Origin of the sequence: Prolixibacter sp. NT017 (assembly GCF_009617875.1) — a bacterium.
Lineage (GTDB): Bacteria > Bacteroidota > Bacteroidia > Bacteroidales > Prolixibacteraceae > Prolixibacter.
In genome coordinates, this window is record NZ_BLAV01000001.1 from 1,388,577 (window position 1) to 1,413,307 (window position 24,731).

The 24,731-nt window shown below is 45.5% G+C and carries 23 protein-coding genes; 9 read left to right on the forward strand and 14 right to left on the reverse strand.

Going from position 1 to position 24,731, the window contains the following annotated elements:
- Positions 1-119: 119 nt before the first annotated feature.
- The 7 genes from GJU87_RS05660 (at position 120) to GJU87_RS05690 (ending at position 10,099) form a co-directional block, all read left to right on the forward strand.
- Positions 120-1,244 (forward strand): DNA polymerase III subunit gamma/tau, encoded by a 1,125-nt coding sequence (locus GJU87_RS05660; RefSeq protein ID WP_153638628.1) that lies wholly within the window; start codon positions 120-122, stop codon positions 1,242-1,244.
- A 254-nt stretch (positions 1,245-1,498) separates the two neighbouring features.
- Positions 1,499-1,906: a hypothetical protein gene (locus GJU87_RS05665; protein WP_153638629.1), complete on the forward strand. Its 408-nt coding sequence runs from the start codon at positions 1,499-1,501 to the stop codon at positions 1,904-1,906.
- A gap of 115 nt (positions 1,907-2,021) precedes the next feature.
- The gene (locus GJU87_RS05670) at positions 2,022-3,248 is read left to right on the forward strand and encodes an NADP-dependent isocitrate dehydrogenase (protein ID WP_153638630.1); all 1,227 of its coding nucleotides are present in this window, start codon (positions 2,022-2,024) and stop codon (positions 3,246-3,248) included.
- 84 nt (positions 3,249-3,332) lie between these two features.
- Positions 3,333-3,845: a ferritin gene (locus GJU87_RS05675; protein WP_106543730.1), complete on the forward strand. Its 513-nt coding sequence runs from the start codon at positions 3,333-3,335 to the stop codon at positions 3,843-3,845.
- A gap of 265 nt (positions 3,846-4,110) precedes the next feature.
- A complete protein-coding gene (gene secA, locus GJU87_RS05680) occupies positions 4,111-7,437 on the forward strand; it encodes a preprotein translocase subunit SecA (protein ID WP_153638631.1) in 3,327 nt (1,108 codons plus the stop codon).
- A gap of 71 nt (positions 7,438-7,508) precedes the next feature.
- Positions 7,509-8,321, forward strand: coding sequence for a prolipoprotein diacylglyceryl transferase (gene lgt / locus GJU87_RS05685; RefSeq protein ID WP_153638632.1), 813 nt, complete (start codon positions 7,509-7,511; stop codon positions 8,319-8,321).
- 248 nt (positions 8,322-8,569) lie between these two features.
- A complete protein-coding gene (locus GJU87_RS05690) occupies positions 8,570-10,099 on the forward strand; it encodes a SulP family inorganic anion transporter (protein WP_153638633.1) in 1,530 nt (509 codons plus the stop codon).
- Positions 10,100-11,029: 930 nt separating this feature from the next.
- Here GJU87_RS05690 and GJU87_RS05695 read toward each other — a convergent pair.
- The 6 genes from GJU87_RS05695 to GJU87_RS05720 form a co-directional block, all read right to left on the reverse strand.
- Positions 11,030-12,247, reverse strand: a complete 1,218-nt coding sequence (locus GJU87_RS05695; RefSeq protein ID WP_194831453.1) for an MFS transporter — start codon at positions 12,245-12,247, stop codon at positions 11,030-11,032.
- A gap of 617 nt (positions 12,248-12,864) precedes the next feature.
- Positions 12,865-13,347 carry a hypothetical protein gene (locus GJU87_RS05700; protein WP_153638635.1) on the reverse strand — a complete coding sequence of 161 codons (483 nt, stop codon included), beginning with the start codon at positions 13,345-13,347 and terminating at the stop codon, positions 12,865-12,867.
- Positions 13,348-13,435: 88 nt separating this feature from the next.
- Positions 13,436-14,044: a hypothetical protein gene (locus GJU87_RS05705; RefSeq protein WP_153638636.1), complete on the reverse strand. Its 609-nt coding sequence runs from the start codon at positions 14,042-14,044 to the stop codon at positions 13,436-13,438.
- An 82-nt stretch (positions 14,045-14,126) separates the two neighbouring features.
- Complete coding sequence (locus GJU87_RS05710; RefSeq protein ID WP_153638637.1) at positions 14,127-14,345, reverse strand: hypothetical protein; 219 nt, start codon at positions 14,343-14,345, stop codon at positions 14,127-14,129.
- A gap of 165 nt (positions 14,346-14,510) precedes the next feature.
- Positions 14,511-15,512 carry a hypothetical protein gene (locus tag GJU87_RS05715; protein WP_153638638.1) on the reverse strand — a complete coding sequence of 334 codons (1,002 nt, stop codon included), beginning with the start codon at positions 15,510-15,512 and terminating at the stop codon, positions 14,511-14,513.
- 178 nt (positions 15,513-15,690) lie between these two features.
- A complete protein-coding gene (locus GJU87_RS05720; RefSeq protein ID WP_153638639.1) occupies positions 15,691-16,266 on the reverse strand; it encodes a hypothetical protein in 576 nt (191 codons plus the stop codon).
- 807 nt (positions 16,267-17,073) lie between these two features.
- Here GJU87_RS05720 and GJU87_RS05725 point away from each other — a divergent pair.
- Positions 17,074-17,820: a DUF6261 family protein gene (locus GJU87_RS05725; protein WP_153638640.1), complete on the forward strand. Its 747-nt coding sequence runs from the start codon at positions 17,074-17,076 to the stop codon at positions 17,818-17,820.
- Between the two features lie 416 nt (positions 17,821-18,236).
- On the opposite strand, the gene GJU87_RS05730 is transcribed toward GJU87_RS05725, so the two are convergent.
- The 8 genes from GJU87_RS05730 to GJU87_RS05765 all read right to left on the reverse strand — a co-directional run bounded on the left by GJU87_RS05730 (position 18,237) and on the right by GJU87_RS05765 (position 23,773).
- Positions 18,237-18,746: a hypothetical protein gene (locus GJU87_RS05730; protein ID WP_153638641.1), complete on the reverse strand. Its 510-nt coding sequence runs from the start codon at positions 18,744-18,746 to the stop codon at positions 18,237-18,239.
- The gene (locus tag GJU87_RS05735) at positions 18,743-19,204 is read right to left on the reverse strand and encodes a hypothetical protein (RefSeq protein ID WP_153638642.1); all 462 of its coding nucleotides are present in this window, start codon (positions 19,202-19,204) and stop codon (positions 18,743-18,745) included. Before GJU87_RS05735 ends, GJU87_RS05730 begins: the two co-directional genes overlap by 4 nt.
- Before the next feature lie 133 nt (positions 19,205-19,337).
- Complete coding sequence (locus GJU87_RS05740; protein WP_153638643.1) at positions 19,338-20,639, reverse strand: pyridoxal phosphate-dependent aminotransferase; 1,302 nt, start codon at positions 20,637-20,639, stop codon at positions 19,338-19,340.
- Positions 20,640-20,763: 124 nt separating this feature from the next.
- Complete coding sequence (locus GJU87_RS05745; protein ID WP_153638644.1) at positions 20,764-21,717, reverse strand: alpha/beta hydrolase; 954 nt, start codon at positions 21,715-21,717, stop codon at positions 20,764-20,766.
- A 9-nt stretch (positions 21,718-21,726) separates the two neighbouring features.
- Positions 21,727-21,945 carry a hypothetical protein gene (locus GJU87_RS05750; RefSeq protein WP_153638645.1) on the reverse strand — a complete coding sequence of 73 codons (219 nt, stop codon included), beginning with the start codon at positions 21,943-21,945 and terminating at the stop codon, positions 21,727-21,729.
- Between the two features lie 40 nt (positions 21,946-21,985).
- Positions 21,986-22,585, reverse strand: a complete 600-nt coding sequence (locus GJU87_RS05755) for a YIP1 family protein (protein ID WP_153638646.1) — start codon at positions 22,583-22,585, stop codon at positions 21,986-21,988.
- Positions 22,582-22,866, reverse strand: a complete 285-nt coding sequence (locus tag GJU87_RS05760) for a DUF2089 family protein (RefSeq protein WP_153638647.1) — start codon at positions 22,864-22,866, stop codon at positions 22,582-22,584. Before GJU87_RS05760 ends, GJU87_RS05755 begins: the two co-directional genes overlap by 4 nt.
- Positions 22,867-23,068: 202 nt before the next feature.
- Entirely contained in the window at positions 23,069-23,773 is a 705-nt protein-coding gene (locus GJU87_RS05765; protein WP_153638648.1) for a type 1 glutamine amidotransferase, read from the reverse strand.
- A gap of 313 nt (positions 23,774-24,086) precedes the next feature.
- Here GJU87_RS05765 and GJU87_RS05770 point away from each other — a divergent pair, with 313 nt between their 5' ends.
- Positions 24,087-24,533, forward strand: a complete 447-nt coding sequence (locus GJU87_RS05770; protein WP_153638649.1) for a nuclear transport factor 2 family protein — start codon at positions 24,087-24,089, stop codon at positions 24,531-24,533.
- Positions 24,534-24,731: the final 198 nt, after the last annotated feature.

Below are 24,731 nucleotides of genomic sequence, written 5' to 3' on the forward strand. Positions count from 1 at the left end.
ATCTGGCAGTAAACCAGAAGCTTGTTTTAGTCGTTGATAACTTATGCGAAAACGGGACACAAATGGTTTCCCATTTTATACTATATTTGGATTTCAAATCTGGCACCCGAGGAATTTTTATGGAGAATTATATTGTTTCAGCAAGAAAATACAGACCTTTTACGTTCAGCTCAGTAATTGGGCAACCCTCTATTACAGCCACGCTAAAGAATGCGATCCGGAACAGTCATCTGGCGCACGCCTACCTGTTTTGCGGCCCCCGTGGAGTAGGGAAGACGACCTCGGCCCGTATTTTCGCCAAAACCATCAATTGCCAGAATATTACCGCTGAAACAGAGCCATGCAATACCTGTGAGTCATGTATGGCGTTCAATGAAAATCGCTCCTACAACATTCACGAACTGGATGCGGCTTCCAACAACTCGGTGGACGACATTCGTACCTTGGTTGACCAAGTTCGGATTCCCCCGCAGATTGGAAAATACAGTGTGTACATCATCGATGAGGTGCACATGTTGTCGCAGGCCGCCTTCAATGCATTCCTGAAAACCCTGGAAGAGCCGCCGACGCACGCCATTTTCGTGCTGGCAACTACCGAGAAACATAAAATACTGCCAACCATTCTTTCCCGTTGTCAAATCTTCGATTTCAACCGGATTGGCATTACGGATATCGAAAAGCATTTGGCTTCAGTAGCCGAAAAAGAGCAAATCACTTTTGAGCCGGAAGCATTGAACATCATTGCTCAAAAAGCAGACGGCGCGATGCGCGACGCTCTTTCCATTTTCGACCAGGTGGTGAGTTTTTCAGGAAGTAATATTACTTACCAGGATACCATTGCCAACCTGAACGTGTTGGATTACGACTACTACTTCCGGTTGATTGACGGATTTCAGAAAGGAGACGTGTCGGGTGTGTTAATGATTTTCAACGAAATCCTGGATAAGGGATTTAACGGACACCATTTTGTGGCCGGATTGTGTCAGCATTTCCGCGATTTGCTGGTTTGCAAAGATCAGGTGACGGTGGAACTGCTCGAAGTCGGTGGCGATATCAAAGAGAAATACAGCCAGCAGGCGAAAGCATGTGATTTACCATTTCTGGTGGAAGGCTTGAGGCTGGCCAGCGAGTGTGACATGCAATACAAGTCTTCCTCCAACAAGCGCTTCCTGGTGGAACTCGCACTCATCCGTATTGCACAGCTTGAAGAGGCATTAAAAAAAAAAGAGCTGACGAACGCGTAGCTTCAACGATACTTTTACCCATATTTTCGGCACCGGCAGCCAAAAAAGCTGCGAAGCCGCAACAGAGTACAGCAACACAAAACGGAGCGGTCGGTAATAATCCAGCAGGAGCAAGCAGACCGGCGAGCGCACCGACGGTTACTCCACCCGGGAAGGTAAAGACCCGGCGGGTAGCACGGAGGGACAGTATTTCGACGCCTTCGATTGCCAATGCGCTGAAGGGAAATACTTCTTCCGGTGAGTACAAAAAAGAGGTGGTACAGAAGACAACGCAGGCGGCTGAGCCGGAAGAACATCCGTTTACCGGAGAACAGTTGGTGGCTGCGTGGAAAGAGTTTGTGGTGCGGGTAGAGGCACGTCAGTTGAATGCAGCGTTATCGACGCGCGAACCCTCGTTGGGCGACGATTGGACAGTGAATTACATGCTCGACAACGAGACGCAGCGCGAAAGGCTGGTTTTGGAAGTGAAGCCCAAATTGCTGGGATTCCTGAGAAGAACATTGCGGAACGAACGGATTGAAGTGGAGTTTCAGATTGCGGAAGGTGATGATGCGTTACCGCGTAAGCCTTATTCCGACACGGAAAAATGGCAGGCCATGGTAGAGGAAAATCCTTCGCTGGCACTGTTTAAGAAGATGTTCGGACTCGATTTTGACAGTTAAGAGAAGCTTGAAAGATATATGTACCGTAACCTGAGATGTGAGTGACATTCAAACCAAAGAAGTCAATTCTTGTTAAGTAAAACATCTAATTTACTCTATTAAAAATTATTCAGGCATGGACAAAATTAATGTTTCCAATCCCGTAGTAGAACTTGACGGCGATGAAATGACCAGGATTATCTGGCAGATGATTAAGGATCAGCTTATTCTGCCGTATTTGAACCTTGATATCAAGTATTTTGACCTGGGCATTGAGCACCGCGATGCTACCAACGACCAGGTGACTGTTGATGCAGCTAACGCCATCAAGCAGTACAAAGTAGGGATTAAATGTGCAACCATTACCCCGGACGAAAAGCGGGTGGAAGAGTTTGGCCTTAAGCGGATGTACAAATCACCGAATGGTACCATTCGTAACATCATTGGTGGAACGATTTTCCGCGAACCCATTTTCGTGAAAAATGTACCGCGTCTGGTCCCGCAATGGACCGGCCCGATTGTTATCGGACGTCACGCATTTGGTGATCAGTATCGTGCAACGGATATGGTTGTTGATCGTCCTGGTAAGCTGACCATGACTTTCACTCCGGAAGATGGTTCAGAACCCGTAACTCACGAAGTTTATGACTTCGAAGGAGCTGGTGTGGCAATGTCGATGTACAACACCGAAGAATCTATCCGCGGGTTTGCACACAGCTGTTTTAAAATGGCCCTGCAGAAAAAATGGCCGCTTTACCTGTCAACCAAGAATACCATCCTCAAGAAATACGACGGTTTCTTTAAAGATATCTTCCAGGATATTTATGAGAAAGATTACCAGAAACAGTTCGAAGAAGCTGGCATCACCTACGAGCACCGTCTGATTGATGACATGGTGGCATCGGCACTGAAATGGAACGGTAACTTCATCTGGGCATGTAAAAACTACGATGGCGACGTACAGTCGGACACCGTAGCGCAGGGATTTGGTTCACTCGGTCTGATGACTTCTGTACTAATGACTCCCGATGGTGATATTCTGGAAGCAGAAGCTGCTCACGGAACGGTTACCCGTCACTATCGTGAACACCAGAAAGGCAACCCGACTTCAACCAACCCGATTGCCTCGATTTATGCCTGGACACGTGGTCTGGCATTTCGCGGACGTCTGGATAACAACGAAGAGTTGATCAAATTCAGTCATACACTGGAAGAAGTTTGTGTTGATACGGTTGAATCAGGTAAAATGACAAAAGACCTGGCTCTGGCTATTCACGGAAAAGATCTGAAACCGGAACACTATCTGACAACCGAGCAGTTCCTGAATGCACTTGCTGAAGGCTTGAAGGCTCGGTTGAGTTAATAAATGCGTTCCCAACGTGGCTGGGCGCCCGCCTGATTATTTGTATATTTGGGTTCGGATATATAAACCTTAAATCAATTAATCATGTTGAAAGAAGCAGTTAATAAAGCAATAAACGAGCAAATTAACGCTGAATTTCATTCGGCTTACCTCTATTTGTCCATGTCGGCTTATTTCGAAGCTGTCGGTTTGTCAGGTTTTGCCAATTGGATGAAGGTTCAATACAAGGAGGAGTTGGCGCACGCACAGAAATTTTTCGATTACGTGAACGACCGGGGGGCACGGGTGATTTTAGACCCGATTGCTGAAGTTCCGGCTGAGTTCGATAATGTAATCGATGTGTATGAAAAGACGCTGGCTCACGAGCAAAGCGTTACGGAACGCATTAATAAACTGATGGATATAGCTATCGCTGAATCCGATCATGCAACCAAAAGCTTCCTTCAATGGTTCCTCGACGAACAGGTTGAAGAGGAGAATACGGTTGATCAGATTTTGAATAATTTGAAGATGATCAATGGCGAAGGACAAGGCTTGCTGATGATGGATCGGGAGATGGGCAACCGTTCATTTACAGATCCGACAGCCGGGGCATAGTTCTTGATAAACAATTCCCGCCAGGCAATTCTGCCATCTTGCGGGAAATTGATCAGATCGCGATTTTACATCCGAAAATATTGATTTCGTAAAGAGGAGAGTGCCCTTGGCGGTATTCTCCTTTTTTTGTTCTGTGATGGCAAAAAATTGGGGAATTTCACTCGCTGAAAAAAGCAAGGATTGTTTTCAATACTTGCAACTTTTAGTTTAATTTGTGAGTGATTCGCGATAGAAGTAAACATAAAAAATAACAGAACAAGATATAATGGCATTTGTAACAAAATTTCTAACACAAGTCTTTGGTAATAAATCCGAAAGGGATATCAAAGGGATTTTGCCGGTATTGGAACGCGTGAAAAGTGAATTTGAGCGCGTAACCGGATTTACCAACGACGAGCTTAGAGCTGAGACAGAAAAACTAAAAGCCAGGATTAAAGAGTATATCAAGGCTGAAGAAGACGAAATAGCTTCATTGAAGGAACAGGCTGAAAGTGGTTCTGTGCCTTTGGAAGAGAGTGAAAAACTCTACGATCGGGTCGACAAACTGGAAGAGGTGATCGATACGAAGATTGAAGAGGTATTGAATGAAGTATTGCCCACCGCTTTTGCCATCGTAAAAGATACCGCCCGTCGTTTTGCTGAAAACGAACAGCTGGAAGTGACGGCCAACGATTTCGACCGTGATTTGGCTGCCGCGAAAGATTATGTGGACATGAAAGGTGATAAAGCCGTTTATGCCAATCACTGGGAAGCGGGCGGTTCGGATCAGAAGTGGAATATGATTCACTACGATGTTCAGCTCATCGGTGGTATTGTGCTTCACGAAGGTAAAATCGCTGAGATGGCGACCGGTGAAGGTAAGACGCTGGTGGCAACGTTGCCGGTGTTCCTGAATGCGTTGGCCGGTAGAGGCGTTCACCTGGTAACAGTGAACGATTACCTGGCTCGTCGTGACTCGGAGTGGATGGGACCGATTTTCGAATTCCATGGCATGTCTGTTGATTGTATCGACAAGCATCAGCCCAACTCGGCCGAACGACGTGCTGCTTACAATGCGCATATCACGTACGGAACGAACAACGAGTTTGGTTTCGATTACCTGCGTGACAACATGGCCATCAACCCATCCGATTTGGTGCAGCGGAAACACCACTACGCCATCGTCGATGAGGTCGACTCGGTTTTGATTGACGATGCTCGTACGCCGTTGATCATTTCGGGTCCGATTCCGAAGGGTGATGACCAGTTATTCGAAGAGCTGAAAGCGCCGATTGAGCGTTTGGTAAAACTGCAGCGTGACCTGGTAGCGCAAATTCTGGCGGAAGCCAAGAGAAAGATAAAATCGGAAGATTCGAAAGAGCGTGATGAAGGTGCATTGTTATTGTATCGTTCATTCAAAGGTCTTCCTAAGAATAAAGCGATCATTCGTTACCTGAGTGAAGAGGGTATCAAAGCTAAGATGCAGAAGTCGGAGAACTACTACATGCAGGACAATAGCAAGAACATGCATGTTGTTACCGACCCGCTTTATTTCGTAATCGATGAGAAACTGAACTCAATTGAGTTGACCGATAAGGGTATCGATGTGCTGTCGCAAGACAACGAAGACCCCAACTTCTTTATTTTGCCAGATATTGGTGCAGAGATTGCTGAGATCGAAAACGACCAGTCGTTGGAAGACCAGGCCAAGCTGGAAAAGAAAGACGAGCTGATTCAGAGTTATGCGGTGAAATCGGAGCGTGTGCACACCATTAACCAGCTGTTGCGCGCCTACACCATGTTCGAAAAGGATGTGGAGTACGTGGTGATGGACAACAAGGTGAAAATCGTGGATGAGCAAACCGGTCGTATCATGGAAGGTCGCCGTTACTCCGACGGATTGCACCAGGCCATCGAGGCGAAAGAGCGGGTGACCGTGGAAGCGGCTACGCAGACGTTCGCGACGATTACGCTTCAGAATTACTTCCGGATGTACCACAAACTGGCCGGTATGACCGGTACTGCAGAGACGGAGGCAGGCGAATTGTGGGACATCTACAAACTGGAAGTAGTGGTCATCCCGACCAACAAACCCATTGTCCGTAAGGACCAGGAAGACTTGGTATACAAAACCAAGAAAGAGAAATACAACGCCATTATTGAAGAGATTACCAAACTGCATAAGCAGGAACGGCCGGTGCTGGTAGGTACCACTTCCGTGGAAATATCGGAATTGCTGAGCCGCATGCTGAAAATGCGGGGTATCGATCACCAGGTGCTGAACGCGAAGTTGCACCAGCGTGAGGCCGACATTGTGGCGGAAGCCGGTAAGCCAGGAACGGTAACCATTGCAACCAACATGGCCGGTCGTGGTACCGACATCAAATTGACACCGGAAACAAAAGAAGCCGGTGGTTTGGCTATCATCGGTACCGAGCGTCACGAATCACGTCGTGTCGACCGTCAGTTGCGCGGACGTTCCGGTCGTCAGGGTGACCCGGGTTCATCACAGTTCTTTGTGTCGCTGGAAGATGATCTGATGCGTCTCTTCTCTTCCGACCGGATTGCCGGTATTATGGACCGTTTGGGACTGGAAGAAGGCGAAGTGATTCAGCACTCCATGATTTCCAAATCCATTGAGCGGGCACAGAAGAAAGTCGAGGAGAACAACTTCGGTATTCGTAAGCGTTTGCTGGAATATGATGATGTGATGAACTCGCAGCGTGAGGTGATTTACAAGAAACGTAAACACGCACTCTTCGGCGAACGCCTGGAAGTGGATGTGCTGAATATGATGTATGACTCGGTGGAAGCACTGGTAGCCGATTTCCATCCGATGGGACAGGATGGCTACGAAGAATTCCGTCTCGAGACCATGCGTCTGCTCTCCATCGACACTTCGGTGACGAAGGAGGAATTCATCAGCCAGAATCCGGAAGAAATTACCGATCGGATTTACAAAGCAATGATCGACAATTATTCCCGTAAGGTGCAGATCATTTCGAAACAGGCATGGCCGGTCATTAAAGATGTATACGAACACAAATCGCACATATACAATAACATTGTTGTTCCTATCAGCGATGGGCAGAAGGTTTACCAGATTGTTACCAACCTCGAGAAATCGTATAAAACAGAGGCACAGGACCTGGTGAAATCGTATACCAAGCAGGTAAACCTTGCTTCGATTGACGATGAGTGGAAGGAACACCTGCGCGAACTGGACGACCTGCGTACATCAGTGCAGAACGCCAGTTACGAGCAGAAAGACCCGTTATTGATATACAAGCTTGAATCGTTCAACCTTTTCAAGTCAATGATGGACAAGCTGAACCGAAATGTTGTTTCTACCCTGATGAAAGGACATATTCCGATTAGCGACCCGAACCAGGTGCAGGAAGCGCAGGCGGTACAACACACCGATCGGTCACAGTACCAGGAAGAGAAGAGCGAAGCCGGCGGCCTGAGTTCCGGCGGAGGACAAGGTGGAGAGCAGCAACCACAGAAGAAAATGGAACCGGTTCGCCACGGGCCGAAAATCGGACGAAATGACCCGTGTCCGTGTGGAAGTGGAAAGAAATATAAACAATGTCACGGGCGTGGTGTTGTGTAAACGAAAATAAATTAGTTCTTCATATGGCAGCAGGGGCAACCTGCTGCTTTTACTTTTAATGTGCACATACTATGAATGAGTTCCTGTTCATCCATTGGAATGTAAATCCGGAGATTTTCCATCTCGGCCCGTTGTCAGTTCGTTGGTACGGACTTTTGTTTGCCACCGGGTTTTTGTTGGGATATTACATCATGGAGAAGATGTTCAAGTTTGAAAATGCCAACGAAAAGTGGCTCGACAGTCTGTTTATGTACGTGATTATCGCCACGGTTGTCGGCGCGCGTTTGGGACATGTTTTCTTTTATGGATGGGACTATTATTCACAGCATCCGTGGGAAATTCTGAAGGTTTGGCACGGCGGTCTGGCCAGTCACGGCGGGGCCATCGGTATCCTGATTGCCATCTGGCTCTATTCACGGTTTGTTACCAAACGTTCGATGCTCTGGACATTGGATCGCCTCGTGGTGCCGGTAGCGCTGGTGGCCGTTTTAATTCGTACCGGTAACCTGATGAACTCAGAGATTTACGGAGTACAGACTTCACTGCCCTGGGGATTCATCTTTGAGCGGAACGGCGAAACCGTTGCCAAACATCCGACACAGATTTATGAGGCACTCTGTTACCTGGGAACTTTTATCTTGCTGTGGCGAATGTATTTTAAAACGGATGACAAGCGGAATCGTCCCGGCTTCTTGTTGGGCGTATTCTTTATTTGTGTGTTCACCGCCCGTTTCTTCATCGAATTCATCAAACAGGACCAGGAGCCGTTCGAAGCACATATGTTGCTGAATATGGGACAGCTGCTCAGTATCCCGTTTGTCTTGGCCGGAATAATATTGGTGGTTCGCGCACTAAAGCGACCGCCGAAGATATACAAGAATTAAGATATGGAGCCGGTAACTCGTTGAGTGCCGGCTTTTTTATTTCCGGTAACGAAAAACGAAGGAAACCTTTACCGTTACATAATATCCCGCTTGTTGTGAATGAGTGGGATATTCTTATTTTTGCGCGTTCTAAATAAGAAAGGAACCTGACCTGATCACCATCTAACGAATTAAATCCATGCACTTACGTAGAAATCGGTCCCGGGCTGAATGGCTCCGGCAAGGAAATGTATGATTAAAAGTTTGACATGGAGAAGTATCTTAATCTGTTTGGATTAACGCAAAAAGTAAATTATAAAAACGAAGTCCTGTCCGGACTGACGGTGGCATTGGCTTTAATACCGGAAGCACTGGCATTTGCCATTATCGCGGGATTGTCTCCGCTCACCGGGCTCTATTCGGCCTTTATTATGGGCATCGTTACATCGATTCTGGGCGGACGGCCCGGGATGATTTCCGGTGCCACCGGAGCTGTTGCTGTTGTGATTGTGGCGCTGGCCAAAACACATGGCCCGGAGTATGTGTTGGCGACGGTTATCCTTGCCGGGATTATACAGATATTGGCCGGTGTATTGAAGCTGGGAAAACTGATGCGTCTCGTTCCACATCCAGTGATTTTCGGCTTCGTCAACGGACTGGCGATTATCATCTTCATGTCGCAATTGCACCAGTTTAAAGACAGCACGGGGCACTGGCTTACCGGAATGCCGCTTTACACCATGTTGGGGCTGGTTTTCGTCACCATGCTGGTCATTTGGCTTTTGCCGAAACTCACCAAAGCCATTCCGGCGCCATTGACGGCTATTCTGGTCGTTTTCGGAATTGTAGCCGCGTTGGGCATTGATACTCGTACCGTGGGCGATATCGCTTCCATTCAGGGAGGTTTTCCTCCGTTCCATCTGCCGGAGGTTCCGCTTAACCTCGAAACGCTTTCCATCATTTTCCCTTATGCAGCCATTGTGGCCGGTGTAGGCCTGATTGAAAGTTTGCTGACGCTAAATATTATCGACGAGATTACTGAGACACGTGGTTCCGGTAACAAGGAAGCCATTGCGCAGGGAACGGCCAATTTCCTGACCGGTCTCTTCTCCGGAATGGGCGGATGTGCCATGATCGGCCAGAGTTTGATTAACATCTCTTCCGGAGCCCGTGCTCGTTTGTCGGGTATTGTGGCAGCGGTGATGTTGCTCGTGTTTATCATGTTTGGTGCAGGTTTGATTGAAAAGCTACCCATGGCAGCGCTTACGGGACTGATGATTATGGTCGCTATCGGTACGTTCGAATGGGCTAGTTTGAAAACCTTCAACAAAATGCCGAAGTCTGATATCTTAGTGATGGTGATGGTGACGCTGGTGACGGTTGTCTTCCATAACCTGGCCGTAGCGGTTCTGATTGGTGTCATCATCGCGGCACTGGTGTTTGCGTGGGACAATGCCAAGCGCATCCGGGCACGGAAATACACCGATGACAATGGCGTAAAGCATTACGAGATTTACGGTCCGCTGTTCTTCGGTTCAGTCACTGCTTTCAACGAAAAGTTTGATGTACTGAACGACCCTGATGAGGTGATTATCGACTTTGCCGAAAGCCGGGTGGTCGACATGTCGGCTATTGAGGCGCTGAACAAGATGACGGAACGCTACCTGAAAGTAGGGAAGAAGATCCACCTGAAACACCTGAGCCCCGATTGCAAAATCCTGTTGAAAAACGCCGAGCAAATCATCGACGTCAACGTACTGGAAGATCCGCATTACAAAGTGGCGGTGAATAAATTATAATTGCCCATGGCTTTAGCCTAATATTTTCGATATTTCTTCCGGGAATGTCGAAGAAGGTTGAATAAGCATCCTAATTCAACTCCTCCGGAGTTGTTGCTTTGTTCGTTGCTACACCACCGGTTTCACCGGCGGAGAAGAATATTCTATCCCTCCGGGATAATCTCAGGTTGTTTTTGTGCAAAAGACTCCGGAGGAGTCAAATATTGTTAGAACGCGGCTGGGGGAAATCCATTCGACCCCGGCCGGGGGCGTACGTTCGATTGAGGATTTTATTTTCTAACAACATGTCATCCAGCTGGGATGAATGCAAAGAGTACCTGAATTGCCCATGGCTTCAGCCATGGGTGACAAGGGACAAGGTTATATAGGCTTTAGCCTAATTCTTGCTCCTTATTTCTTCCGGCAACGCCGGATAAATATTCATCAACCCCAATGAAATTGGGGGATTAGGAATTCGCGTTATTGCATCACCCCCGAAGCGGGTTAAGTGATTGTCTTGTTTCTGTCCTTTTGTCTTACCACAAAAGAACCAAAAAGGCAAGTCAAAGTGATCCTTCCGCCCGCTTCATGGTTTTGCCTTTCGGGCACACATCCCTGAATTCCCTCGCAAAACCATTCCCGCTCTCTCCGACCCGGCCTACTTTGACCGGCCCGCGCTCTTATCGCCTGGTGGCGATGTTGGGAAAGAAGCCTGATGGAATTGAGGAATAGTCTATCCCTCCCGGATGATTGTCGTTCATTTGCTGCGTCTTTGGCCCTTCTCTATGTTAGAGAAGGGTTGGGATGAGTAGATAAACCTGTCAGCTTATTTTTACAATCGATACCTTTTCCGGCAACGCCGGATACACATTCATCACCCCCAATGAAATTGGGGGATTGGGAATTCGCGTTATCGCATCAACCCCGAAGTGGGTTGAATAATTGTCTTCATCAATCTTTGCTCACGGTCTCCGGCTTCATTCTGGCAAAAAATAACACCGATATGAATATGATGGCTCCCAGGACCGGCATCACGGTTTCCGCCGTCAAAATACCGGTTGAACTCCATTTGTTGTGCGCCCATTCATCCACAAATATCATCGAATAGATGGGAATATTCGAAAGGGCGGCAAAGAAGTTGTACTTGGTGGCTGCACCTACTTTTCCGATAGCTTCCAGAACAAACGCACTAAATCCGGCAAAGGCTAAACCTACCGTGATAGCATAAATGGTCGTCCAAATCATGAACATCAGTTGTGTGCGGGGACTCAGCGCCATCAGGAGTGCAGCGCCTCCTTCCAGCAATCCAAATAAAATATAGGCTTTCTTTCGATCCATCTTGTCGGCAATCCATCCGCCTAATAAACTACCGATGGCGGAAGCAACACCGCCGACAATTCCCACGGCAAGGGCAACCGCATCCGGCGAAGCATGCCAATCGCCGGAAATGGACGACCATAAATTCGAAGCCGCACCGGAACCTACGGGCAGGAAACAGAGGACAAGTGCTAAGAACCCGCCCCGTGACTTCACCAGCACCCAAATCTCTTTGCCAAGCGTCCCAATCGTCTTCACATACGTTTCTTCCCGCTTGAACGGAGCCGGGTCTTTCAGAAATAGTAAACCCAGCCCGCATAGCAAACTGACGAGCGCAATGATGGCTCCGGAAATCCAGTGAGCCGGCATTCTTTCTGCCAGCCAGATTCCGGCACCGCCTCCCAGCCCAAATCCGCCCAGGTTTCCGGCTTGCAACCAACCACCGGCGCGCCCTTTATGCTCATCGGGTACCTCCTGCGCAATTAAACTCTCGGTCGTCATGGCAATGTTGGTATTGGCTACGGCGGTCAGAAAAACGACGACCATCAACAAGGGCAGGAAGTGCGAACTATGGGGGATGACGCTCGTTGCCAAAATACCAATTACGGTCACCACATTGGCGATACGGTACCAGGTTTTCACCGTAAGGGTAGTATCGACCAGCGGCGCCCACAGAAATTTGAGAATGTTGGGCAAATAAGGGAGGGAAACAATCGAGGCAACGCCGGCCAGCGAAACGCCCGCCTTGGTTAAAAGAAATCCCATGGTCACGCTGATGAAGCCATTGAAAATTCCAAATGGCATGTACAGGAACATAAAAGTGATGGGGTGTACCGGTTGAGTTTGGTCCACTCTGAAGGTTTTTAACAGGCTCATATGCTATTCTTCTTGTATTGAATTGTTCACAATCTGTAAAGCAACACGCTAACGTTAAATTTGAAAACAGACTTACCACGAGCCTGATGACTTGATTACGATAAAAGTTGATAAACGGTTTCTTAGGGTGGTAAGAGTGGAAGTTTTGTATGCAAACAAATGACGGGAGAGTTTGTTTGACGGGTTCACCTTTCTGAATTGCCAATGGCTTCAGCCATGTTTCTTCGAGCCTTTAAGGCTCATATGCCAGAGCTTGGGGCAACGTCCCAAGTCAAAGGTCCCTGCGAAATAGGAATGAAGCCTGAAGGGCTTCAACGTTTATAAAACTATTTTTTTTTGTTCAATATCGGAACGGATAGGTGCCAGCCCTTCAGGCTGGTTGTAAGATTTTCTCGATGGATACCTGGGGCGTTGCCCCAGGCTTTGTCCTTTCAGGCTTTCAGCCTGTGGCCGATGAAACCGATGGTGAAGAATATTGTTTCCTGTCCGGGAAATTTCGCGACGTTGTTTTACCGGATGCGACTCCGGAGGAGTCACATATTTTTAGAAGAAAGGCCATGTGGAAATCTATTCGACTCCGTCGGAGTTGCACATCAATTCCCAATCTCCGTCAATTTATCGTCTTTCTTCAATTGCCCGATTAACCTCGAATCATTCCGTGAATCTTCCCCGGTAAAAAGGCCGGGAGAGGACGGGTAACCCAGCTTAAGATAAATCAGGTCCGGCTCCACCAGCAGGAAGGTGATAACGTCGCGTTGACTCGATGAATAATAGCCCGGAACATATTTCGCCGAATATATGAGTTGTTGATGGAGCGCCACACCAAAGGCGAAATGCGGGTCGGGATAGCTGGGAGAGATTTCCTTTTTCAACCGGTTCCAGGCTGTTGGTGTCACCTGGAAAATGTACCGCGTCGAATCGTAGCCTACAATCTCGTCGTAGCTCACGATGACATCCGAAACCTTTTCATTCTTTGTAAAGTGTATGCCAGCATTGGCAGCTGATTTGTCGTCCTTTTGGCAACTCATCATGCCAACGAGCAAAATGGTCAGGAAGAAGGATACTTGTGTTTTCATAGCTCGTTAGTTTAGTTGTACGTTAGATGTGTTTCAGCATATTTGTGGTTGCTTCTGAGGAAATATATAATGATATTGTGTTACGCGCTTATTCTGTTCGTTTTCTTAATATTCCAATCATTTGACCAATGCCAATTCCAACGTAGTTTCTGTCTTTATTGAGTTGCAGCATGGGTGAAATGGTCAAGCCATAAATGTTGGTAAATGGAAATTCTATTTGGGGATTGATGATTAGGCTTACCGTGTTTTGCCGATGATAATCCCAGGTATAATTCTCCGCCACCAAAGATGTTCCTTCTACCTTTTGCCAATTTTCAGGTTCTTTTATGATGGTATAACCTATTCCAATGGATAAATTGGCTCGTATGGTACCCGTTTCATTTAGTTTGTATATCCCGCCGACAGCGATTTGGTAATTCTCTATTTGGTCATGAGGATTCTCCGTGCCGAAAATGATTGCTTTTGCCAAACCCGATGAATAATCCACCGGTTGCGATTTGGGTTTTCGCAGATAATCGCTGTATCCAACCCGGTAAGAATATTTTTCCCGGTACACATAATTCAGGTTTACTTCGCCTCCCATGTAATTTCCGAAACTCAACCCGCTTGTTGAATAAATTGCATTGTTATTGGCAGATTGCGCATTCGCAGAATGAATACTGCCAATGAGTAAGCATATGATTAGGGTTTGTTTCATCTTTAATGCGAAGCTAATGGTCATTTGTATGTGACGTAGCGTGATGCCAGGCAGAAGTTCTGCTGTATGCTACCACACATTTTCATTTCTGTTGTTTGAGTTGTTCTTCCAGCTCTTTGGTTCTTCTTTTTGCTCTGCTTCTGTCAAAAATTTGTGCTATGGTTCCGAGCAATAATCCGATGAGCGATATCAACATTCCATGCGGATAATGTTGAATCCGAAGAATCGCTCCCCCGATAATGATGACTGATGCTGCCACATAAAGTATTTTAATGGTTGTGCTTATTTGTTGGTCGGTCATGGTTAATTCATTTATGTTTTGGCTATTTATTCAACGGTCACTTGTATATGGTCGGGCGGGATTTCTGGAAGAAATCGTGTCAGACCCGCAGGAGAGTGGGCACAAGGTCTGACTTGTCAGACCGCTAAAACCCCCGCCTGCCATATGACAATATGTTAGCGGTTGTTATTTATATTCAATTAGATAATCAGTCATTAAATTATATTTTAAAAAAGTTTCAGACACCTTAATCAATCGTTCCTTAGAATCATAATAGAACTTGTATTTGTACTCGTTTGTATAGTTTTTCTCAAGCATTTTTTGAGTATACATTGGAGGCGGAGGTGGTAGTTCTGAACCTTTATTTTTCCGGTATTTTCGCTTCACATTTCTTGATTTTCTTACTTCGCCAATCAGTTTTCCAGATTTGTCATATTCATAACCATAAGCCCAGTTATCACCAGATGCATTCCAAATCTCTTTTAGAATCTTTTTTGAATCTGAGTTGTAAGTTATTTTATATCGGTCAATATCGTCTCCGCATTGATGAATGCCTTCCGTTTCATAGTTTGTCAGATTATTTAAAGAATCGTATTTATAAATCCTTTCAAATTCAGCAATCCCATTTGGAGCAAATGTTACTTTAACACGATTTCCTGATTTGTCATATAAGTAATCCCAATCAATAAAATGTCTAATTGAATCTTTTGATGTGTTATAAAAATTGATTCTCTCTTTACTTATTAATCCTAAATCATTGTAGGAGTATTTTTCACGTTCAAATTCGTTATAAGTAAAATCCTCAGTTCCTTTGCTTGATAATCTGCCTATTGAATCAAAATCATAAGTATACTTGAAAAGCCTCAATGTATCACCATTCTCATTTTCATATCGCCGACTGATTAGCAGTGTGTCAGAAATATCATATTCAAAAATTTCTTTTTCAATATCGTCTAATGGGTCATAAAGAAAATTGCAATATTCCACTTTTCTAAGAACTAAGCCTTTATTATTTAAGTCGATTTTTTCTACAAGAATTTTTTTGTCGTTTTTAAGTACAAAAAGCTTGATGGTTTTGATTTCTGTATTTTTAAAATCGGCAAAGTTTATCCAATCAGAAATAGTCTTTTGTCCCATTGATAGTAATGGAATCAAAGAGAATATTAATATGCAAATCTTTTTACTCATCGTTTTTGCCTGTTAACACACTCTGTTTTTTAATAACCGCTAACGGTCACTTGTATGTGGTCGGGCGGGATTTCCAACAGAAATCCTGTCAGACCCGCAGGAAAGTGGGCACGAGGTCTGACTTGTCAGACCGCTAAAACCCCCGCCTGCCATATTACAAAATGTTAGCGCTAGTATTTTATATTCCATTTTTAATTCTTGTATTCAATTCCTTTTCGAAATAAGCGACACTTTTTGTAGTGCTGATTTTTTTCAAACTATCAACCAACTTTTTGCAATTTGTTTTGAGTTCATCCTCGGAATAAGCGAAATACATGTCATAAAAAGTAAAGTCAGCCCATTTTCGGATTTGTTCCTCGCTTAATTTGTCAATGTGATTTATAAATTCAGTCGGTCTCTTTTCAATGAATTTCCTTGTATATGAACCTACTGTTTCTGCGAGTGCTCCGTCAGCGTCATTGATTATTTTCTCAGATACCTTTAAAAAGAATTCAAGGTCATTTTCTTTACATCTAGAAATCGTATCTAACAAGGCGAACGTTACAAAATTGTCAGAAGGATAAATGCTGTCATTTAAAATTAATTCTCCAACTTGTTTTATCGGCAAGTCTGATAAATAATAGAAATTGTCTGGATTTCTCAAAGTGTCAGTTTCTGTTTGCTGATTAATTGAAAAATTAAACTCAAATTTCTCGTTTGCATGACTAATGACAGAGAATGAGATTATTATAATTATGAGAGACAGTTGTTTCATTTTTCCAATATTAGCGCTAACTAGTTTATATGTCTACTAAAACTACCATATATTTCCCATACGGGAGTGTTATGTGCACCTTTGGTATCTGATGTTTAAAATTAACCAGGAGAAAGTCGTTTTCATTTGTCGGTCATTTTAGTGTTTCCAATGTAATTAATTTCTTTCGAAATCGTATTTTGGGCTGTTCCAAAACAGCTGGAAATGAGGTTGCCCAATTTCCGTTCGCATATCAGATCCGACCGTTCACATACCAGATCCGTACGTTCATCAAAAAGATCGGCATGTTCGTCAAAAAAATTGGGATAGGTTAATTTTCTAATTTATATTCAGTACACGGTTTTGCGGAGACAGATAAAATCAGCAGGAATTTAGTGGAGAATGAAACGCGGGATGGATGAACCGTTACAGCGTTCATTGACCGGCCAACCCCGGAACGGATAAGCTGCATGTTGGCACTTTGCCCGGCTATACTGCGGTTTCGCGGCGTCCGGATGAAATCGAATATCCGCTTCGGCATCGAAAAAAGGGGCTGTTGAAAATTTCAACGACAAGAAATGGCGCCAAATGGACCCGTTGAAAATTTCAGCGAGGTGAAATGGCCACAAAAGAGCGAATTGAAAATTTCAACGGCATGAAATCGTCAGAAATTACCCAATTGAAAATTTCAGCGACATGAATCGGTCAGAAATTACCCAATTGAAAATTTCAACAGCATGAAATGGCGACGTGGGGACCTCCTGAAAATTTCAACAACAAAAAATAAACACTAAACAAACTATATCACTTTTCTAAAACGCTAAAATTATGGATGAAAAACAGTTTTCGACATTGTATGTTGCCCGTTTGAAGATTAACGACCTGTATTCGCTCAACAATTCGACCATCGGGCGTGCCAGACTCGTAGCAGCAGGTTTTGGTGCCGTGGCCGCGGCTGCTTTTACCAAACTTGAAACCAATAACGCCGCGATGGGCGCACAGATGAATAAATCGGGCCAGAACGATGTGAGCAAGCAACTGGCTAACCTGGATGCCGACCGCGACGACCGGTTTGCCGAAATCAAGCGAAACATTTCCACCGCTCTGAAGGGCCGCGATGAAGCGAAAAAGACGGCGGCTCAAAACCTGAAGAGCTTTTTTAAGCCTTACTGGAATGTCAATACAAAGCCGATGAACACCGAAACCGGTGTATTCATGGAAATGCTGGAGAAATACAACGCCAACGAGGCCCTCAAAGCCGATGCGGCTACCATCGGGATAGCCGATATGCTCACCGGCCTGGAAACAGCTAACACGGCATTCAACACGCTTTATGAAGACCGCGACGACGTGGATGCCGAAAACGGGCCGTCGGCTACCAGTTTGAAGAGCGCGGCAGCCAAGAGCTACGAGCAGTTTTGTACGGCTATTGAGCAGGCGGTGAACTTCACCCCCTCGGATGTGCTGACAAAGTTGTTTGGACAAATGGACGAGCTCCGGAAGACCTATGCCGAGCTGAACGGCCGGAAAAGCGACGATGGAGATGCCTCTGACGAAACTACCGAAACGGAATAAACGAACCGGCAATCCAGTTGGGAATTTGGAAAATGGGCCGCAGGCAAACCTGCCAGGGATAATAAACCTGGCAGGTTTTTTTTTGTGACCCTGTCGGTGGTTGGAAACCCCGACAGTGGTATTCGACTGCAGCGATTCCAATGAGCCTGTAAGGCTCCAATTCTATAGCTTGGGGCAACGCCCCAAGTCAAATGTTCATGCGAAACAAGAACGAAGCCTGAAGGGCTTCGACTATCATTTTTCCCATTGGATTGCAATCATGAAGTGTGCCAGCCCTACAGGCTGGTGATACCGCTATGGCGCCTGTCCTTGGGGCGTTGCCCCAAGTTTTGGAATGCCAGGCTTTCAGCCTGTATTTCGATAGCCTGACAGCGTCGACAGACCTGTCAGCGTATTGAGGGCGATTTTTAGAAAAACTATTCTTTGCTTACATCCCTCACCAATATCTGGTCAAAATCGTCCCACGGAAAACTTAGCTCCATAGCCGTACAAGGGCCGCAAACAAAATGAACGGAATCGTTCTTTTGGAATTTGAAGCTGATTTTATAGGAATATTTCAAGCTATCGGGAAAAAAGTGTGGTCCACAGTTGCTCCCGTCATAATCCGGGGAAAGAAGTTCTTCGGGGATCGCATACAGGCTGTCGGATAACCCAAAGGTATAAAAATCCATTGGCCATTCCGAATTGGCATTCCCGCTGTTCTCAAGCAAAATGCAATAAGCCCTGGCGGTTTGGTTCCCCGTTGCCTGTCCGTTTTCGATATCTGTTTCGTCACAAATAAATGACCCGACGATGTATCCGGTTACAGGCCCGGAATATGCCGTGTCGCTTTTTTCATCTCCGTTGTTATGACTCTTTTCACATCCGGTGTTTATGATGCTCAACAGAAAAAGCAAGAGACTGATTTTTGCTAGTGTTGTTTTCATTGGTAACTGATGATTTTGGTAATGATATAACGCTTGGCCGATGGTGGGCCAACAAGAGTGTAGCAAGGTGCAGGAGGATTCGGCGAAAACAGATAGGGATCTTGTCTTTCCTCTTCTGTTAATTCTCGGTAGGTAAAATATAGTTTCGTTCCGATGGTTTGAGGAACAGAATCGGGAATACCGATTTTAGAGAAATATGGTACGCCAATTGCATTTTGATAGGTCAATGGTTTCGTGTCTTCCTCTAATGTGTTGAATGTTCCTGCTGTTCCGATTCCCTGTGGATTGTCTACTTCTATTAAAACAACTTCGCCATAACATTGGGTGGTAACATCGATAATGGTTCCTTTAGCATGATTCAAGGGAAGTTTTTCCGGTTCGTTGTTTTTATCACATCCTGCCCAAATCATGCTTAAAAGGAAAAGCGGCAGGAGGATTTTTAGCGTGGTTCGTTTCATGGTTCATCGGTCAGGTTATATATGGGGCAGATGACTAGAGGACTTAATTGGTTGCAGCGATATTGGTGTTATGGAACATCAGGTTTGCATCAGGGGACATTCTTTTTGCCCGATTTTCGCAACCCGAAATTAACTACAGTTTGTCGAACCACTCTTCCAACGAGTCGATCGCTTTCATCATCTTGCTGCAGTAGGTGCGGAGGAAGGCCTCGTCGAGTTCTTTATCGTGGTATTCAATCATCGCTTTGTTAAGCACCAACTCGCCGTCAAAATCGACATAAGCCATCCGGCAGGTGAGTTCCTCGGTTTGCCGCCCGAAATCGATTCCCGGCAGGATAGCGATGCCGGTTTCCTGCAACAGGGCTTCACATAATTCGAACGAGGTGAGGATTCCTTTTACCGCCAGCTTTTCACGGTAGTAATTAAAGTTGGGAAACAGGTAAAAAGCCCCTTTCGGTGAAGGCATGGTAATGTGTTTGGCTTTGAGCCGGTCGGCCATATAATTGCCCAGGGTTTTCAGAATCCTTCGCGAATGATGGAGGTATTCGTCAATTTCCGGGTGGTCCTGGAAAGCGGTAATCGCGGCGTATTGAATCGGTGCACTGGTGGACGTGAAGGTTTCGCTGGCGACAATGGCCATGGCATCCTGCAGCCACCGCAGATTCTCTGGAAAAGTAAAGGTTCCCAGACGCCACCCGCCGGCTCCGGCCCATTTACTCAGTCCGCTACTGACAATGGTTCCTTCGGGATAGAATTGGGCAATGGAAACATGATTGCCCGAATGGTCGAGTAAGCCGTAAATCTCGTCCGATACGAGGATGATGTTGTATTTGCGGGCTACTTCAGCCAGTTTCTTTAAACGTGTAACCGGATAAGTCGATCCGGTCGGGTTGGAGGGATAATTCAGGATAACCACGCGCGGCCGGTCTGGATCGTTCCGGCAAATCAGGTCGAGCTTTTCGGGACTTAAACGCCAGTCATTCACTTCGGAGGTAGGAATCCAGCTCACATGGCGTCCGACAATTCGTGCCTGGGGCGAATAGGAAACCCAGCTGGGCGTTGGGATGATGAGTTCGCCATAGTAAACTAATTGCAGGATGAAAATCAATTCTTTCGAGCCCGGCCCGACGATAATATCTTCCGGCGAGCATTGGATGCGCTGGTGTTTGAAATTGAATTCCGCAACGGCCTCGCGGAGTTTCATCAGGCCTCTTACAGGGAGGTAATCCTTCTGGTGAGCATTCCGCCGTAAGGCTTCCTGAACTCTTTCAGGAACAGGGAATGGCGATTGGCCCAATCCCAGTTTGTAAACGGTGGAGCCCTGTTTGATGAGGTCGTTACTGCGCTCGTTGATGAGCAGGGTAGCAGATTGATTTAATCCCCGAACATTCAGATTCAGGTTGACAAAATGATTGCTTTTACGAACACCGGCCATGACTGTTGGTTTTTTATTCTCTTCGGTTATGAAACCAAACAGTTAAGTTACAATGCTTCGGGCGAAATTACACGCAAAGAAGCAATGAATTCGAAAAGCCGGAAAAACAAACGGGCTATACTCGTCAGTGCTTAATGAACTGCACCAGGTCGTTCATCAAACCTGCTTTCAACGGGAAATCCGGACTCCGGTAAGTAGCCAGGTTATGTTGCTGATCGTTGTCCGATTCCTTCAGCACATGGTTCATGTTGTCGATGATATCCAGTTGGGCATCCGGTTTGGCGGCTTTTAATAACCGGGCATCGCTCACCGGAACCTGCAGGTCGGTGGTTCCCTGGATAATCAGCACGGGCATTTTCAGTTTCGCAATTTCTTTAGCCGGATTGTATTTCATGTGGGAAATCATATATGGCTGAACTGAGGGCCTGTAAAGTGTATTCAGCGCCGGGGGAACATTGGCAACAGTTTTGCCCGCTTTCAGACTGTCGAGGATATTATCCGATTCGCTGAGCAACTGAGGAGGTAACTTGTTGGACAGTTGTTCGCGCAGAATTTCGTCCATTGGGCGGCCCGGTCCCGAAACAGAGATGTATCCGGCGACCTTGTTTTTTTCGGCGGCCAACATGCCAATCAGGGAACCCTCGCTGTGTCCGAGCAAATAAATCTTCGAGAAACGCTTATCTGCTTTTAGTTCCGTTATCCAATCAACCACATCCTGCACATAGGTGTCGAACCGGATGGAATTCTCATCAGGCATGGCAGCTTTGCTTTCGCCGATTCCCCGTTTGTCGTAACGCAGCGAAGCAATCTTATTTTTTGCCAGTCCTTCAGCCAACATTTTGTAGACATCCGTATGAAGGCCAATTGGCGAGTTGCCATTCCGGTCGGTAGGGCCGGAACCGGGAATGATAATAACGACCGGCATCGGTTTTTCCTGTTGAGGTACGGTCAGGGTTCCGGCAATATTCCCGGTGGATGTTCTTAGTATCATTTCCGATTCGGAAGTATCAGCTTTGCTTTGTGCAAAAGAACCAGTATATGCTAAGGTTAGAATAAGCAGAGGGAGTAGTTTTTTCATGGCGTTCGATTATTTTAGATAGCTTGCTGCCACCATAATCAGGATGACGGCGACAATGATGATATAGGCGTAGGGACTGGCAAAATTAAACGTGTATCCTCGTGCGGGATTGTACTTGGGAACAACAAGTCGCGGGTCTTTTCGATTGACATAAAACGGACCTCTCCAATTGTTCGGGTCTTTGCTCATGGTGTTGAGGTATTCGTCTTCTCGTCTTTTCTTTTTCATGGTAATGTATGTTTTAAGGGCTATTGGTTTACATCGTGTATTATCTGGTGACCAGGCTGAGATAATATCTCGAAAGAAATAAGGTTGCGACCGTCGAAATGATGACAGCAACAATGAAAAGTGGCACGGCTTTTCCTCCTTTCACATTGGCTGAAACTCTGAAAGCATTGTACATGAGGATAATGGTCCAAATGGAAAGAAAAAGAGATAGTATCATTAGGAATACAACCAAAACGACATCGGTGGAAGTTAAATCTATAGGTTCTCCCTGGTGAAAACGGGTGTATAAGATGTAGCGGCCAAATTTGTGCATGACACTAAAAAAGCCGGTGACAGCAGCCAAAAAGTATGGAGCACGCGCCAATGCCTGGGTTCCGAAGATATCAACCATCCGCACGGAGGATGATGAGAAAATAAGCGCCAGTAGATACAACACTACAGAAATGACCAGCCAGTTGGTGAAAACCTGCGCTACGAAATACCAAAGGGGAAATGCAGGGGAAAGTTTAATGGAAATTAGGTCAGGAAAATGCGTATGGCTGAAATATCCTGTGATGGCTGTCAGTAAAAGAACAACTATTCCTGCCAGTAATGACTTGCCACCGGCGATGTATCGGAATGGATTGAGGAATTTGTTCATGATTGCGGTGTGTTTTGAAGTTTCTCAATCTTACCAATCAGATCATCCAGCATATTGCGGACCGTGGGGTAACTCAGACCCAATTTTCCCGCCATGATTTTCAGGCTTCCGCTAGCTTTCACAAAGTCGAGAATAAAATCCTGTTCTTTCCGGCTTAGTTTCAGCAACAGGGGGAGTTCAAACATCCCGCTGATGGTGGTCGAACAGGATTCGCAGTGCATGCTGTTCACTTTTAACTCCGATTCACAGCTCGGACAAACGATGGGTAGCTTTTTCTCCATTTGTAATAAAGTATTTCAACAAATATATGAAAATATTTTATTTTTAAATAAATAAAATTGAATATAGGTTTAATAAAGTTGAGTAAGTGAAGTGTTGAGGTGTCGTTCACTACATGTGGTTGTGTACTGATGGATATGGAATGTTGCTGCTACGAAATTCAGATTAGCAGAAAGACGAGAAAGTACGGATATCTTATGGAAATTAGTTGATATGCCGCGTTATTCGATCGAGAATGGTAAACATCAATTCATTATTCTGTGGAATGAGCTGTTGGTGAGCCAGAATTTCTTCTGCGCTTTGGATATATTTTCCCGCAGTCAGTTCTTCTTTCCCGTGTTTTACCATTTCCGTTAAGCTTTCCAAAGTGACTTCAAAGTGAAACTGCAGTCCCAGCACATTGTCGCGAAGGAATGCCTGGTTCAGGCAGCCTTCTGATTGAAAAAGATGCATTGCGCCTGATGGCAGTTCGAAAGTATCTCCATGCCAGTGAAAAACGGGAAAAGTTTCATCAAATCCGTTCAGTAACCTGGATTGACGGCCATCATCGGTTAAAGAGATATCGAACCAACCAATTTCTTTTTCCCGGTTAGGATAGACTTTGGCGCCCATCGCGTCGGCAATGAATTGAGAACCGAGACAGATGCCCAGAACTGTTTTATTTGCATCGATGGCCTGTCGGATGAACAGTCTTTCTTCGGTTAACCATGGATATTTTTCATCGTCGTATATTCCCATTGGGCCGCCCATGATGATGAGCATATCGAAATCGGAAGGGGAGGGAAGCTCATCGTTTTCGAAGAAGCGGGTGACAGTTAAAGTATGGTGGTTTCGCGTTATCCATTGTTCGATGCAACCCAGGCCTTCGAACGAAACGTGTTGCAGGTAGTGAATGCGAATTGGTTTCATGGTATGCTGAGATTAAAATCAGAATTGGGTTAAATGGCGATTTTAAAGATAGCAGATAATGAATACAACGTTTGGAGACGATTGTGAGTATTAAGAAAAAAGTTGGGCAGAATACTCCTGCCTGTCGGACAACATTGCGATTGCTTCTTCTTTGGATTAATTTTAAATAACAGTTGTGTAACGTCATTAAGGCAACTGATTTCTTTTTCTGATTTATTGAACAAAGAAGGAGCAAATCTCACCACCTATAGTTGGGTACTAACCGGATTGCTGAAAGACAAGACATTTTCAACTGGTATTTAAAAATGGTGAAATGAAAACTAAGGAACTGACAACTGCGGATGTGGCAGTTATTAAGCATGATGTCACCCGTTTGATGGAAAATTTCCATGCAGAACTGATGGCGAAGAACATAAAGGCCATGATGAAATTGATGGCGGAAGATGGACTCTACTGTGGTACGGACCCTGGCGAGTTTATGGGCAAGAAGGAATTTGGCGATATGGTGAATCAGACCGTTGAAGAAATGAATATTCTTGAATACCCGATTCAGAGGCGGGAAGTAAGAATTGGACAAAATGGTCAGTCTGCTCTGGTACTAGAGCAATTTGTTATTAAACAATTCAGTGCACACATGCAGTTGAGGCTGATTTCACAATGCACCCACTCTCATCATGGCTGGTTAATTGATTTTATGAGCTGGAACTTCATTCCGGCCAACGAAGATGTGGAAAAAATAAATAAAGCCCTGGAGCAATAAGTTGGCATTGAAGGCGCTCATTCTCTGGAATTTTTTTGCTGATGTTCACTGGCAAGTTGAGATGAATCAATGAATAACGTGGGATAGATATCACATTTCTGGGCTGATTAACGTATCTTTGCAAATCAAATCATTTGTTTGATCAGCTTCCGTCAACAGAATCTGCCTACCGAAAGAGGCAGATTCTATTAAATCTCA

Bases quoted from the DNA above. Each gene is read 5' to 3' on its own strand.
- GJU87_RS05660 (WP_153638628.1), top strand. From the start codon at position 120: ATGGAGAATTATATTGTTTCAGCAAGAAAATACAGACCTTTTACGTTC.
- GJU87_RS05670 (WP_153638630.1), top strand. From the start codon at position 2,022: ATGGACAAAATTAATGTTTCCAATCCCGTAGTAGAACTTGACGGCGAT.
- GJU87_RS05675 (WP_106543730.1), top strand. From the start codon at position 3,333: ATGTTGAAAGAAGCAGTTAATAAAGCAATAAACGAGCAAATTAACGCT.
- secA (WP_153638631.1), top strand. From the start codon at position 4,111: ATGGCATTTGTAACAAAATTTCTAACACAAGTCTTTGGTAATAAATCC.
- lgt (WP_153638632.1), top strand. From the start codon at position 7,509: ATGAATGAGTTCCTGTTCATCCATTGGAATGTAAATCCGGAGATTTTC.
- GJU87_RS05690 (WP_153638633.1), top strand. From the start codon at position 8,570: ATGGAGAAGTATCTTAATCTGTTTGGATTAACGCAAAAAGTAAATTAT.
- GJU87_RS05700 (WP_153638635.1), bottom strand. From the start codon at position 13,347: ATGAAAACACAAGTATCCTTCTTCCTGACCATTTTGCTCGTTGGCATG.
- GJU87_RS05705 (WP_153638636.1), bottom strand. From the start codon at position 14,044: ATGAAACAAACCCTAATCATATGCTTACTCATTGGCAGTATTCATTCT.
- GJU87_RS05710 (WP_153638637.1), bottom strand. From the start codon at position 14,345: ATGACCGACCAACAAATAAGCACAACCATTAAAATACTTTATGTGGCA.
- GJU87_RS05715 (WP_153638638.1), bottom strand. From the start codon at position 15,512: ATGAGTAAAAAGATTTGCATATTAATATTCTCTTTGATTCCATTACTA.
- GJU87_RS05720 (WP_153638639.1), bottom strand. From the start codon at position 16,266: ATGAAACAACTGTCTCTCATAATTATAATAATCTCATTCTCTGTCATT.
- GJU87_RS05725 (WP_153638640.1), top strand. From the start codon at position 17,074: ATGGATGAAAAACAGTTTTCGACATTGTATGTTGCCCGTTTGAAGATT.
- GJU87_RS05730 (WP_153638641.1), bottom strand. From the start codon at position 18,746: ATGAAAACAACACTAGCAAAAATCAGTCTCTTGCTTTTTCTGTTGAGC.
- GJU87_RS05735 (WP_153638642.1), bottom strand. From the start codon at position 19,204: ATGAAACGAACCACGCTAAAAATCCTCCTGCCGCTTTTCCTTTTAAGC.
- GJU87_RS05740 (WP_153638643.1), bottom strand. From the start codon at position 20,639: ATGGCCGGTGTTCGTAAAAGCAATCATTTTGTCAACCTGAATCTGAAT.
- GJU87_RS05745 (WP_153638644.1), bottom strand. From the start codon at position 21,717: ATGAAAAAACTACTCCCTCTGCTTATTCTAACCTTAGCATATACTGGT.
- GJU87_RS05750 (WP_153638645.1), bottom strand. From the start codon at position 21,945: ATGAAAAAGAAAAGACGAGAAGACGAATACCTCAACACCATGAGCAAA.
- GJU87_RS05755 (WP_153638646.1), bottom strand. From the start codon at position 22,585: ATGAACAAATTCCTCAATCCATTCCGATACATCGCCGGTGGCAAGTCA.
- GJU87_RS05760 (WP_153638647.1), bottom strand. From the start codon at position 22,866: ATGGAGAAAAAGCTACCCATCGTTTGTCCGAGCTGTGAATCGGAGTTA.
- GJU87_RS05765 (WP_153638648.1), bottom strand. From the start codon at position 23,773: ATGAAACCAATTCGCATTCACTACCTGCAACACGTTTCGTTCGAAGGC.
- GJU87_RS05770 (WP_153638649.1), top strand. From the start codon at position 24,087: ATGAAAACTAAGGAACTGACAACTGCGGATGTGGCAGTTATTAAGCAT.